This is a genomic window from Amycolatopsis rhabdoformis, assembly GCF_035918295.1.
GTDB classification, from domain to species: Bacteria; Actinomycetota; Actinomycetes; order Mycobacteriales; family Pseudonocardiaceae; genus Amycolatopsis; species Amycolatopsis rhabdoformis.
In genome coordinates, this window is sequence record NZ_CP142149.1 from 1,767,865 (window position 1) to 1,779,955 (window position 12,091).

Here is a 12,091-nt window from a genome sequence, read left to right on the forward strand (position 1 = left end):
CCCGCGGGGCGCCTCTCACAACGACGTCAGTGGCTTGAACTCCCACGGCTCGTCGTCCTCGTCGTGGTTCCCCCGCCCGGTCCGTCCACGGCGCGCGGCTGGCCGCTCCCGCCCTTCATGACTCTCACGGCCTTCGAACCCCGCACGCCCGCCACGACCCTCGTGGCCTTCGAACCCAGCACGCCCGCCGCTCGCGTCTCGGCTGTCACGCACCACGGGACCGCCACGCCCTTCGCGGCCCTCATACGCCGCACGGTCCTCGCGCGCGACGGAGCCCCCACTCCCGTCGCGGCCGTCATAGGCTTCATAGCCCGCATTCGTCAGGGGATTCCCGCGCCCTTCGCGCGCATAACCGCCCTCACCCGGTTCGCGGTTCTCACCCGCCGGCATCTCCCGCTCAACGAGCCCTTCAAAGACCCGGCCGACGTCAATCAGCCCGGCCACCTCATCGGCGACGCCCCGCCCGTGCCGCTCGTCGATCTCCTCGAGCCCCTCCCGCAACACCGCCGTCGCAGCGCTCCTGGCCCGCTCCCGCAACGCACGAGCCAGCCCCTCCGCACCCCCGACGCCCCCAGCCTGCCTCGTCTCAGTCATGGCCCCACCCTATCCGGCCGAGCCGGACGAACAGGCCAATTCCCCTTCGCTTCACCTGAGCCCGGCTCGAGCTGACGGGCCGGCCGGGGCCCCATCGCCCACCGTGCACCACCGACATCTCGGCACCGCCCACAACCTCGCGTATCCCTGCGGGAGATGGCACCAACCACCGTCGCCGGCTCACCCAGCCCTGGCCCGCCTGACCGGTCACGCCGAGCGACGCCGCACCAGGCCGACCAGCGAGACCGCTGCCAACCCGGTGCCGACAGCCGCCAGCACAACGATCACCACCACGGTCGCTGTCGCCAATTCGGGCGGGTCGCAGCTCGTCAGGCCGGGACGGTATCCACAGCTGGTGAGCTCGCCGCGCGTCGACGAACGGATCTCCGGCGCCGGTCCGAGGGCTCGGTCAGCCGACCACCACACCAGACCGGCAACCATGAGCGTCACAACGCCGAGCGCTCCGGACAACACCCGGACCCATGGACGCACCTCGTGCTCCCCTCCAGCCGACGTTCACCATCCACCGCGATTGCGCCCCACCCGAGACCGAGCAGATCCCATTATCATCTGGCCGTTCGCAACCCGTCGATCCGGCGCAACAGTTCGGCCGCCACTCAGGAGATTTGAGTCGTCAGCGTGTGGTGCGATCCGGTTGTATGGCGGCATGATGCGATTCCGGTTCGAGCTGGTGCCGGTCGACGAGGTCGGTCCGTGGGGGTCGGGTCGAAGCCCGAGCCTGCACTGGTTCGCGCTCACCGAGGGCTGGTTCTGCCTGGATGTGGGGGGAATCGAGTTGCTGCGCTACGCCGAGCGGACCGTGGCCTTGTTCCGTCGGGCGGGCAGCCGAGCGGCGCCGCCGTGGGTGGACTACTACGTGGTCCGGCTCTGGGAGGACATGCTGCAGGCGTTGCCGTACATCCTCGACCCCGTGCCGGACGATCTTGCGGACTTCGTGGCTGCCGGATCCGCCGAATGGATTGACACCGACGACCCGGAGATCCTGGACAACACGCTGATCGACGCCGCCGACGATGCCTGCGGCCGGCGGTGCGTCGACACCGGGTATCTGCGCTACGGGCCCGTGTTGCGATGGTGGCGCACCGTCGATCCCGTGGACACTGTGACCGTGGATTGGCAGTTCGCTGCTGATCCTGACGGCGAAATCGCGTTCACCGCACCGCTCTCGGGACGGGCGTCGGTCAGCACGGACGAGTTCATGTCCGCTGTCACTGATTTCGATCATCGACTGTTCGAGGCCATGCAGCAGCGCGTGGACCGGTTGGCCGCAACCGGCGCTCCCGCGGGGATCGAACTCGATATCCCTCACCTGATCCAGGAGCAGGCGGAGCGGCGGACCTGGTTGCCGCGGGCGTTGGCGCAGCAGGTGAGCGCCGACTGGGACGCGGTGCGGGCAGGTGTGCGGATCAAGCGCAAGACAATGACGGCGTGACGGTGGGCTTGGATTGGGTCGGGTTCGAACGGACTCTGCACGCTGCTGTGGTGCAGTCCGTCGTGGAGGCCGTGGGCGGCCACCCCGGCGAGACGTTCTACGCGGCGGCGCTGGATCACGTCCACCGGGAGCAGGACGGCTTGATCGCACTTCCCTGCTTCGGGATCAACAGTGTCGAGGCGTTGGCGCGTGAGCCTGTCGGGCTGCAGGCGCAGCTGCGCTGGAGTGTCCCGGACTGGGACGATTACCGTGACGACTGGCTCCCGCGCGACGTGGCCGCAGGTTGGGAGACGGCGCTGACGGCGGAGGCTTGCTCTGGCACGACCCGCCACTGGCAGAAGACCTTTGACCGGTATCTCACGGCATTGACCCACGTTTGCCGGCAGGCACGCAAGACGCTGCGGGCGAGTGGCGTCATCGGCCGGGACTTCGTGGTGCTGCTGCTCGACGACGAGTACCACGAGACGGTGATCAAGCGCGTGCTGACCGCCGGTGACGTGCGGCGCTGTTTTCCGGAGCTGGACGAGCGATCTGTCGCGTTGACCCGCATCGCCGCGCTCCCCCCTGTCGAGCGCGCTGCGCACCTGGTCGGTCTGCTGGGTACGTTCGACGGCCCCGTCGGTTCCGAGGACGCCGAATCGGCTCTGCGTGCTCTCGGCCCGGTGGCCTTCCCGCCTCTGATCGGCCTGCTCGGCGTCCCGGGCCGTGCCTGGCAGGCCGCGAAGCTGCTGGCGGACATCGGCCGGCCTGATGACGACGTCATCGAAGCGTTGCACGCCGCGCTGGGACAGACCGCCGCAGCTGACCAGCAGTGGGTCGCAGGGGCGCTGTCTCGCCTCGGTCGGCTCGACCTCGTTCTCGACCAAACCGACAGCCTGCCGCCCGACACGGTGGTGAGTGCCGTCGCCGCGCCGTACACCGGCTTCCGCGACCACGCGGTCACCGCACCACCGCTGGACTACGCGCCCCTGGCGGAGTTCATCGAGCGCTGGCCGACCTGCCGGCCGGCGTTGGCGATCAAGCTTGCCCCGGGCACAAGCCAGTGCGACATCGTCGCCGACGAGGTGGACACCGCGGTCCTCGGCCTGAGTTCGCCACACGTGATCATTCGCCGGCACGCCGTCGGTGTGCTCGGCGGGCGTCGCCTCGGCCGGCGTGTCGCCCGACGCGTGTTGCCGCTGCTGTGCCAGGCGATGCGGCAAGACCCGGACGCATCCGTACGCCGCCTCGCGATCATGTCACTGCTGTCCTGGGGTCACGATTCCCGCGACCTGGCGGAGGTGATCAGCGAAGCAAGGGACGACCCGGCGGTCGAGGTGCGTGAAGCGGCCGCGCACTGGCTACGCCAACAGCGCGCGAACCGGCCAGTCGCCGTCCGCGCGGAGCCGCCCAGCTGAGCAAGGGAACGTCCGAAGAATATTGTTCGATCGGTCAGGTCATCGATTCCCTCCTCGTTGTCCCGGAAGGCCAAGCCCGTGCCCGGAATTGCGGTCCTGGGGATTCCTGGCCCGTAGATCGTCGATCCCTCGCAGGTCCGCTTCGGCCGCATTCGTGACGTGGGCCGAAAAACCCCGATCGGACGTGACCTGCTGTCGGTTTCGCTGTCCGGATTTGAGTGGTTCCTGGCCGGACCGAGGTGACGCCGAACGCCGGGCGGTCGGCACCATTGAGCCGAACGGATCATCATTCACCTGCCGTTTGGCGGAAACCTCAGGAAGCCGACATGACCCTTCCTTCGCTCCTCCTCGTCCCGGGATCCTGGCACAAAGCGGACCACTTGAAGAGTCTGGTGGACGAGCTGCCGGATGTGGACGTGCACACCGTGGCTCTGACCAGTTCCGGCGATGACCCGGCGAAACTCGGAGACATGTACCAAGACGCGGCGCAAATAGCCACCGCGGTAGCCGCCATCGACAGGCCCGTCGTGGTCTGCGCGCACTCGTACGGCGGAATTCCCGTGACTCAGGCGCTGGCGGGTGCGAGCAATGTCAAGCGCATCATCTACCTGGCCGCGTTCCTGCTCGACGTCGGCGAGTCCATGCTGTCCAGCGTGGGTGGCACGCCCGCCCCCTGGTGGAAGGTCCACGGCACGGACGGGGAGAAATACGTCGAAGCCCTCGATCCCGTGGAGATCTTCTACGGGGATGTCGACCCGGAACTCGCCCAGGACGCGGTTTCGCGGCTCGGCTACACGTCGTACTCGGCGAATGTGCAAAAGCTGACCGAGGTGGCCTGGAAGGCCATCCCCAGCACTTATGTCCTCTGCGAGGCCGACAACGCGTTCCCGCCCTTTGCGCAAGAGCTGTTCGCCCAGCGCGCCGGAAGGATCCACCGCATGAACACCTCCCATTCGCCATTCCTCTCCCAGCCGGCCGCCCTGGCACAGATCCTCCGGGACGAGCTCGCTTCCGCCGATGTCCGCTGATCCGGCCCTGGTACTCGTGCACGGCGCCTGGCACGGGTCCTGGTGCTGGGAGGCCGTGGTGCCCGAGCTGGCCGGCGTCGACGTCCGGACCGTGGAATTGCCCAGCGTGGCGGCTCCGCCGGCCGGGTTGTACGCCGACGCCGAGGTCCTGCGGGCGGCGGTGGCGGCGGTAGCCGGACCGGTTGTGGTGTGCGCGCATTCCTACGGCGGGGTTGTGGCTTCGCAAGCGTTGGCCGGGCTTTCGAATGTCACGCACATCGTGTACTTGTGTGCGTTCGCCCTCGGCCGGGGCGAGTCGGTGCTGGGCGCGGGCCGGCCTCCGTGGTCTCGCGTGCGGGACGACGGCTTCATCGAAGTCCGCACCCCGGAGAACGTGTTCTTCAACGACCTGCCCGAGGAGGCCGCGCGCGCGGCAGCCGCCCACCTGCGGCTGCAGCACTCATCCGCCTTCACCGAGCAACAAACCGAGGCAGCGTGGGAAAATCTGCCCACGACGTACGTGGTGGGCACCCGGGACCAGGCCATCCCGCCCGAGGCGCAGCGCCGGATGGCCGCCCACCTCGGCGGCAAGACCCTCGAGATCGACACATCGCACTCGCCGTTCCTGTCCCAGCCGCACCTGGTCGCCACCATCCTCCGCGAAACATTGACCACCGACGCGCAGAGGTGATCTTGTCCGCAATTTTTCAGTATCTTGACAGTGTGTATCCAGATTAATAGTCTCCACCTCGAGAGCTATGGCTCGGATTGCGGTACTCGAAGGAGAATCTGGATGTCTAATATCCTTATTGTGGGTGGCGGGTTCGCGGGTGTGTGGAGTGCGGCGAGCGCGGCAAAGTTGCGCCGGGAACGGGGACTGACCGAAGACGAGTTGCGGGTGACGATGATCAGCGCCGGTGACGACATGGTGATCCGGCCGCGGCTCTACGAAGCCGATCCGGACCGGATGCGGGTGCCGCTGGATCGGGTGCTCGGGCCGATTGGCGTCCGCCGGGTTGCCGGCACGGTGACCGACATCGACACCGGCGCGCGGGTGGTCACCGCGGTTCGGCGCGACGGCACCACAACCGAGCTGGGCTACGACCGGCTGGTGCTCGCCGCGGGCAGCCAGGTTGTCCGGCCCCGGTTGCCGGGCGCCGAGCATCTCTTCGACATCGACACTCTGGGCGGCGCGGCCACGTTGGACGGTCATCTGCGTCGCCTGCCCGACCGCGCGGCTGAGGCCGGTCGGTTCACCGCGGTGGTCGTCGGCGCGGGATTCACCGGGCTGGAGATCGCGACGGAGCTCGTCGGCAGGCTGGCCGATCTGGCGCCGGCGGAGCAGGTTCGGGTCGTGCTGGTGGAACGGATGGACGCCATCGGTCCGGAGCTCGGCGAGGGACCCCGCCCGGCGATTCAGAAGGCGCTGGCGGACCTCGGTGTCGAGGTACGGCTGGGGGTCAGCGTCGAGGAGGTCGCGCCGGATCGGGTTCGGCTGTCCGACGGAACGGTTGTTCCGGCTGCCACGGTGGTGTGGACAGCGGGCATGACCGCCAGTCCGCTCACCTCGTTCATCCCGGGGGAGAAGGATCGGCTCGGCCGGCTCCCTGTCGATGAGTATCTGCGGGTGCGTGGACTTCGGGACGTGTATGCGGCAGGGGACACCGCGGCAGCTGTTTCGCCCTCGGAGGGGCGGGTCGTCATGCAGAGCTGTCAGCACGCGCTCCCGCAAGGAAAGTTCGCAGGGCACAACGTGGCCGCCGATCTCCTCGACGAGGAGCTCGTGCGGTTCGAGCCGGTCCCGTACGTCACCTGTCTTTCGCTGGGACCGGCGGGCGCGGTGGTGACCTCGGGCTGGGACCGCGACGTGCAGATGACCGAGGACATCGCCAAGGACCTCAAGCACACGATCAACCAACAGTGGATCTATCCGCCGGTGGACGACCCGGCGGAGTTGCTGAGCCAGGCGGGGCCGCAGGCGGGATGGCCGGTGTACGAGCCCGTGAAGACTTTCGGCGCAAGCTGAGGTCGCCCACTCTTTGCGCCCTGGTACCGGCCGCCGCCGGTGCCAGGGCGCATGTGCCTGCGCGCTTTCGGTCGTCGAATTCCTGCTGACGTGGCGGAAAGGCCTCGGCCGACCTCGGCGGCCCCCTGATTCTCGTTGCGCATTCCGGCCGGTGGATGCGGGGACCGGCTGGGCCGGATCCGTTGCTGCGCCTACGTTCGTCGGCACGACCCGGTCCGCGTGGACCGTCGGTGACCCGCCGGTCATCGTGCAGAGTGGACAGAGGAAGCGATGACACTCACGGGCAACGCCGCTGAGTCCTCGGCGACCGCGGTCGACGTCGAACGTGAACTCGTGGGGCGGGCGGCGGAGCTCGTGCCGTTGTTTCGGTAGTACGCGGCGGATTCGTCGGCGATCCGCAGGTTGGCCTGCTCCACGACCATCGTGTTTCCCTTCCGTTCGGCGGGCTCGGGACACCCGCGCGCGTCGACCCTAGGACGGTCGCCGATCGCGGCGTGCTCTGATCGCGACGGCGCAGGACGGATCACGAAACTCTTGCCGGGAGGGAACAGTGGCCGGGTTTACCGCGCGTTCCTCAGCGTGGCCGAGGGTGTTTCGCCGAATTGCTCACGGTAGGCGCGGGAGAAGCGCCCGAGGTTCGAGTACCCCCAGCGGTTGGCGACATCGCTCACCGACCCCGCGTTCTCGCGCAGGTCGTGGCGGGCACGTTCGAGGCGGACACGTTTGAGGTAGCTCATCGGGGTCATGCCCAGGTGCTCCTGGAAACCCTGCTGCACCCGCCGGCCGCTCACGCCGGCGTGGCGGGCCAGGTCGGCGAGCGACCAGGACCGCTCCGGCTCGGCGTCGAGGATGTCCAGCACGCGCTTGATGGTGCGGGGCCGGGCCGGTGGCCGCGGTTCGTGCAGCTCGGCGGAGTGGTTGTGGGCGTGGGCGAGCACGAGGCCGTCGACGACCATGGACTCGAGGTGCTCGCGGTGCCGTTCGGAGCGGTGGACCAGGCTTTCCGGGTCGGCCAGCTCGGCGAGCAGGAGCTTCACGGTGGACAGCCAGCTTCGCCCGGCACCCGAGGTGAGGGGGAAATCGATCTCGAACCCGACGGAGGTGCCTACGGGGTGCCCGAGCAGGCCTTCCAGTTCGGCTTCGAGTGCGCGGGTGGAGATTTTGACGCAGATCTGCTCGGCGTCGGCGGCCCAGCGCGGCAGGTAGGTGTGCTCCGTGGGGGTGAAGACGGCCGCGTGTCCCGGCGTCGCGACCATTCCCCGCGGCCCGCAGTGCGATTCGACGGCTCCGACCATGGGGATGTTGACGTGGTAGGCGCCCAATGCCCCCGGGTCGACGCTGGTTTCCGTGCCGAAACAGACGTAGCCGACGGTGAGGTGGCGCAGCTGCGCGGCGCTGAGGTGGGAGCTCGGCAGTACCGGCGTGGCCCGCTCGCGGTTTTCGACTTTCGCCGGGTAGAAGACGCTGTTGAGATTCTCGCGGAACACCTCGAACCCCGTTGCCCGGCACAGCTGACGCAGACTCCACCGCCCCGAGTCGTCATCTTCGACTCGCGGGGCCGGATCGGTTCTCGCCACGGTGTGCTCCATCGCTCCCTCGCGCTGGTCGTCGATACTCGCTGGTCATCGACCGGAGCAGGCACTCGCCATCGTAGGTCACGCCCAGAGCGCCGCTGTCCTCGTCACGCAGCCTTCGGCCGGAAAGCGAAACCCGGACTTCGCGAAACGGACACCGGGACGGCGCGCAAAGGATCTTCCGGTGCACAAGACGTGGCGAGCACCCGATTGAAGAGTGGGGGCCGCGTAAGCCAGGGCCTGTTCTTGTTTCGCGATGCGGCCGGACAGTTCGTGAACGGGACTGGCTGGGCCGGGCGGCGTGGCTAGCGTCGGGGGTGACCCAGCAGATGATCTCTTGCGGACCTGGTGCCGGAGGACGAGTCCGACGCGGCGCCCGCGCGTGTTCGGGCAGACCATCGTTCGCCTGCGGTGTGAATCTGCAGGCGGCACTACCGAGATCGGTGAGGTGGATGAAGGCGTTTTCGGTCCGGCCGACCCCTGACGCTGTTCAGCGGCACCGCGCGTCGGGGGTGTGGCGCGCGGATGGTCTGGTTGAAGACGTTTTTCGGTGGGCTGAGCGAACTCCCGACGCCGAGGCGGTCTTGGCGTTTCGCCGGGACGGCGGGTCGGTCACGTTGACTTACCGGGAGCTGGCCGGCTGGGTGGAACGATTCGCGGCCGCGCTGGCCGAGCTGGGGATCAGCGCGGGTGATGTCGTGTCCGTCCAGCTGCCCAACTGGTGGCAGGCGCTCGCGCTGGCGCTGGCCTGCTGGCGTCGGGGAGCGGTGCTGGCCTCCGTGATGACCACCATTCGGGGCCGTGAACTGGAGCGGATGCTGGCCGCCGTGGAGGCCACGGTGTTCGTCACCACCGACCGCTGGGACGGCTACGAGCACGCCGCCACCGTGGCCGAGATGGCGTCCCGCCTGCCGGCGCTGCGCCACCGGGTGGTGCTCGGCGACGTCGTCGAGGACGGCGAGATCGACTTCGTCCAGTTCTTCCAGGAGCAGCCGCATCCGTCCCCGGCCCCCCACTCGACAGATCCCGATGCGGTGGCAGTGGTGTTGTTCACCTCCGGCACCACCGGCGAGCCCAAGGCGGCACTGCGAACCCTGAACACGCTGTACGCCCAGGTCTCGGCCCAGCAGACCAGCCAGGGCGGGACACCGTCACGCCTTTACACACCACAATCGTTGATGCACGTGGTCGGGCTGTTGGGCGCCTCGGTGTCGTTCGTGACTGGTGGCGCTCTCTTGCTGGTCGACCGCTGGCAGGCCCGCGGCGTCGCGCAGCTACTGGTCGAGACCGCCATCGAGCACGTGATACTGGTGCCCTCATTTCTGAGCGAGCTGCTCGCCGCGGTCCACCAGGACGGCATCCGGCTGCCGCGGCTGCGCGAGATCACCATGGCAGGCACCGTGGCTTCGCTCGAACTGGTGGCCGAAACGCGTGAAGTGCTGGGCTTGTCGCCGCAGGCGCAGTGGGGGATGACCGAGGGCGGAAGTATTCACACGCGTCCCGAGGATCCGCCGGACTGGGCCGCGCGCAGCATCGGCCGTGCCGGCGCGGGCACCGAGGTCGAGCTACGCGCCGTGGTCGCGGACGGTCCGGTCAGCGACGAGAACCCGGGCCGGCTGATGATCCGGGGCGGTTCGGTGTGTCTGGCGACCATGGGCCGTGACACCGGGACGCTGCGGGTGCTGGCCGAGCAGGACGAGGGCTGGTACGACACCGGGGACCTGGCGGTGGTGGACGGCAGGGGTGGCTATCGGCTGGTCGGACGGGCCTCGGACCGGATCGGCGGCGCGTTCATGATCCCGGTGGCCGACGTCGAGAATGCGCTGCGCGCGCATCCCGACATCACCGACGTCGCCATTGTCGGACACCGAGCCGACACCGAAGGATGCGCGGTGATCGTGACCACCGCGCCGGTCAGCCTGCCCGGCATGCGCGCCTACCTGTCGGGTCTCGGCATGACCGAGTGGTACTGGCCCACCCGAGTGGAACGCGTGAAGGCGTTACCGCGCAACCACATGGGCAAGGTGGAAAAGGCCCGGCTGCGCGCCTGGCTCGCCGGGCAAGCCGAATCGCCGGCCCCTGCCTAGTGTCCTCGCGACGCCTGCTGCTCGGTGATCTTCTTCGTGCGGTTCGGCCTCGATCGCGACAGCCGCATTGAAGGCGTGCCGTCAAGCCGCTTTGAACGCGACGAGTTCTTCGTCGACGAACATTTCGCGGATCAAGTCCGTGGGCAGCCGGTCACTCGCCGATTTGCGGGGCTTTCCTGATCTGCGACACAATCGGTTTTCACTCTGCGGCGCAGTCGCCAGCGGGACGATCAGGCGTGAGTGAAGGAAATTCGTGCACGGTGTTCGGTGACTGGTCGTGTGTCGTGGAATCCATCCGTTGATGTGGATATGGTTGAAGAGTCAATCTTGGTTGGCCGTCGCTTGAGAGTGGCGGTCCTGTCGCGGGATTTGACGAAGGAATTCTTCGTGGATCCGGATTCCTGGGCGTGAAAAGGGGATGGTGGTATGAGGAGTGTCCCATGATGTTCTTCGAAGACATCATCGAAAAGATCTATTCGGAGAATGACGAGTACGAAAAGTCGGAATCGACTTCTCTGGGTGTGGTGTGCGCTGACATCGAGGTGTTGGCCGAGAAGGTTGAGGGTGAAGTGGAGGAATGCAGACGGGCTGCCTAGGATTTGCGACTATTTCTTGTGCGCGCGAGTTGTTCCTATCAGTGGTCGGCCGCGATTGCGTGGCCGCTCACAGGTCGGTGGTGAACCGCATTGTGCGGCGAGCCGTGATCATCGTCAGGGGAGGTGCCCACGCGATCGCACACCACAGCCGCGTCGACGACGGCAGCGACGATGCCACCTTCGCCAGAGAACTCGCCCGGATCTGGTGGTACGGCGCCTCAAGCGGCGATCCGAGCCGGCCAGGTCGGCAGCGTTGGCGCGCATGGCTCGACCGAGCCGTGACGCTCTTCGCTCGCAGTCCGAGTGCCGACGTTGCGCGCGATCCAACGCAGATCAGGTGGCGTCGTCGGGGTGGCCGCGGGTGTGGCGGCGGTAGGCGCCCGGTGCCTGGCCGGTCATCCGTTTGAACGCCAGGCTGAACGCTCCCTCCGAGCCGTAACCGACCGCGCGGGCGATGGCCGCGATTCCCTGGTCGGTCTTGGCCAGCCGGTCGGCTCCCAGTTCCAGGCGCCAGCGGGTCAGGTACTCCAAGGGCCCCTGGCCGACGGCCTGTTTGAACCGGACCGCCAGGGTGGAGCGGGACACATGGGCGGCCTCGGCGAGTTGCTGCACCGTCCAGTGGCGGGCGGGGTCGGCGTGCATCGCCCGTAGCGCTGTCGCGGTGACCGGCTCCGCGAGGCCGTAGATCCAGCTGCGGCCTGCTGCTCCGACGCTGATGTGGTAGCGCAGGAGGTCGATGAGCATGACGAGGGCGAACTGCTCGGCCACCACGCGGGAGCCGAGCCGGTCGTGACGGAGTTCGCGGTCGATCCGGGTGAGCATCTGCTGGGTCGACAGGGCGCCTTCCGCGTGGCCGGGGAGGTGGATCACCGGGGGCAGCCCGTCGAGCAGCAGTTGCCTGGCCCGACCGTCGAACTCGAAGCTGCCGCCGACGAGGCCCGCGGTGACCGGCTCCGTCGGTGATCCGACGACGGCCGCTTCGGCCGGCGTGGGCCGGAAGTACGGCGCCGCCGGTTGCACGTCGACCGTGGGCGAGGTGGCCAGCGCGTAGTCGACCGGCCGGGTCAGCAGGAAGATGTCGCCGGCGCGCAGGGTCAGCGGCGGGTGGCCGTCGACCGTGAGCGTGCAGGTGCCTTCCAGTACGGCGTTGAACTTCGCGCCGGGCGGCGCCGCGAACAGCAGCGCCCAGTCGCCGTGGCCGACGAGCCTCGCCGTGAGCCGGGCCCGAGCTCCGGTCAACGACAGGATGTCTTCGAGAGGGTCCAGGAGCTCTGGACGATCAATGGTATTCACTGGACTATTCACTATTTTCCGTCTCCTTCCTCCGTCCTATGTTAGAGGTTGTCAACGATCCGCA

Annotated in this window: 12 protein-coding genes; 8 read left to right on the forward strand and 4 right to left on the reverse strand. The window is 68.1% G+C overall.

What is annotated here, in order from left to right:
- Positions 1-15: 15 nt before the first annotated feature.
- A complete protein-coding gene (locus VSH64_RS08280; RefSeq protein ID WP_326834911.1) occupies positions 16-594 on the reverse strand; it encodes a hypothetical protein in 579 nt (192 codons plus the stop codon).
- Positions 595-801: 207 nt separating this feature from the next.
- Positions 802-1,086, reverse strand: a complete 285-nt coding sequence (locus tag VSH64_RS08285; RefSeq protein ID WP_326834912.1) for a hypothetical protein — start codon at positions 1,084-1,086, stop codon at positions 802-804.
- A gap of 175 nt (positions 1,087-1,261) precedes the next feature.
- Between VSH64_RS08285 and VSH64_RS08290 the strand changes: the two genes are divergently transcribed.
- From VSH64_RS08290 to VSH64_RS08310, 5 genes are all read left to right on the forward strand, one after another.
- The gene (locus VSH64_RS08290; protein ID WP_326834913.1) at positions 1,262-2,047 is read left to right on the forward strand and encodes a DUF5984 family protein; all 786 of its coding nucleotides are present in this window, start codon (positions 1,262-1,264) and stop codon (positions 2,045-2,047) included.
- On the forward strand, positions 2,044-3,444 hold the full coding sequence (locus VSH64_RS08295; protein WP_326834914.1) for a DUF4303 domain-containing protein: 1,401 nt from the start codon (positions 2,044-2,046) through the stop codon (positions 3,442-3,444). Before VSH64_RS08290 ends, VSH64_RS08295 begins: the two co-directional genes overlap by 4 nt.
- Before the next feature lie 326 nt (positions 3,445-3,770).
- Positions 3,771-4,472, forward strand: a complete 702-nt coding sequence (locus VSH64_RS08300; protein WP_326834915.1) for an alpha/beta hydrolase — start codon at positions 3,771-3,773, stop codon at positions 4,470-4,472.
- Positions 4,462-5,142: an alpha/beta hydrolase gene (locus VSH64_RS08305; RefSeq protein ID WP_326834916.1), complete on the forward strand. Its 681-nt coding sequence runs from the start codon at positions 4,462-4,464 to the stop codon at positions 5,140-5,142. The genes VSH64_RS08300 and VSH64_RS08305 overlap by 11 nt, the downstream gene beginning before the upstream one ends.
- Positions 5,143-5,244: 102 nt before the next feature.
- The gene (locus VSH64_RS08310) at positions 5,245-6,477 is read left to right on the forward strand and encodes an NAD(P)/FAD-dependent oxidoreductase (protein ID WP_326834917.1); all 1,233 of its coding nucleotides are present in this window, start codon (positions 5,245-5,247) and stop codon (positions 6,475-6,477) included.
- Positions 6,478-7,037: 560 nt separating this feature from the next.
- Here VSH64_RS08310 and VSH64_RS08315 read toward each other — a convergent pair.
- The gene (locus VSH64_RS08315; RefSeq protein ID WP_326834918.1) at positions 7,038-7,964 is read right to left on the reverse strand and encodes a helix-turn-helix transcriptional regulator; all 927 of its coding nucleotides are present in this window, start codon (positions 7,962-7,964) and stop codon (positions 7,038-7,040) included.
- A gap of 539 nt (positions 7,965-8,503) precedes the next feature.
- Between VSH64_RS08315 and VSH64_RS08320 the strand changes: the two genes are divergently transcribed.
- The 3 genes from VSH64_RS08320 to VSH64_RS08330 all read left to right on the forward strand — a co-directional run bounded on the left by VSH64_RS08320 (position 8,504) and on the right by VSH64_RS08330 (position 10,734).
- A complete protein-coding gene (locus tag VSH64_RS08320) occupies positions 8,504-10,138 on the forward strand; it encodes an AMP-binding protein (protein ID WP_326834919.1) in 1,635 nt (544 codons plus the stop codon).
- 24 nt (positions 10,139-10,162) lie between these two features.
- Positions 10,163-10,318 (forward strand): hypothetical protein, encoded by a 156-nt coding sequence (locus tag VSH64_RS08325; protein ID WP_326834920.1) that lies wholly within the window; start codon positions 10,163-10,165, stop codon positions 10,316-10,318.
- Between the two features lie 260 nt (positions 10,319-10,578).
- The gene (locus VSH64_RS08330; RefSeq protein WP_326834921.1) at positions 10,579-10,734 is read left to right on the forward strand and encodes a hypothetical protein; all 156 of its coding nucleotides are present in this window, start codon (positions 10,579-10,581) and stop codon (positions 10,732-10,734) included.
- Between the two features lie 333 nt (positions 10,735-11,067).
- Here VSH64_RS08330 and VSH64_RS08335 read toward each other — a convergent pair whose 3' ends face one another.
- Positions 11,068-12,039, reverse strand: a complete 972-nt coding sequence (locus tag VSH64_RS08335) for an AraC family transcriptional regulator (protein ID WP_326834922.1) — start codon at positions 12,037-12,039, stop codon at positions 11,068-11,070.
- Between the last annotated feature and the right edge of the window lie 52 nt (positions 12,040-12,091).

Coding starts and splice junctions, on each gene's coding strand:
- VSH64_RS08280 (WP_326834911.1), bottom strand. CDS start 594: ATGACTGAGACGAGGCAGGCTGGGGGCGTCGGGGGTGCGGAGGGGCTG.
- VSH64_RS08290 (WP_326834913.1), top strand. CDS start 1,262: ATGATGCGATTCCGGTTCGAGCTGGTGCCGGTCGACGAGGTCGGTCCG.
- VSH64_RS08300 (WP_326834915.1), top strand. CDS start 3,771: ATGACCCTTCCTTCGCTCCTCCTCGTCCCGGGATCCTGGCACAAAGCG.
- VSH64_RS08305 (WP_326834916.1), top strand. CDS start 4,462: ATGTCCGCTGATCCGGCCCTGGTACTCGTGCACGGCGCCTGGCACGGG.
- VSH64_RS08310 (WP_326834917.1), top strand. CDS start 5,245: ATGTCTAATATCCTTATTGTGGGTGGCGGGTTCGCGGGTGTGTGGAGT.
- VSH64_RS08320 (WP_326834919.1), top strand. CDS start 8,504: ATGAAGGCGTTTTCGGTCCGGCCGACCCCTGACGCTGTTCAGCGGCAC.
- VSH64_RS08330 (WP_326834921.1), top strand. CDS start 10,579: ATGATGTTCTTCGAAGACATCATCGAAAAGATCTATTCGGAGAATGAC.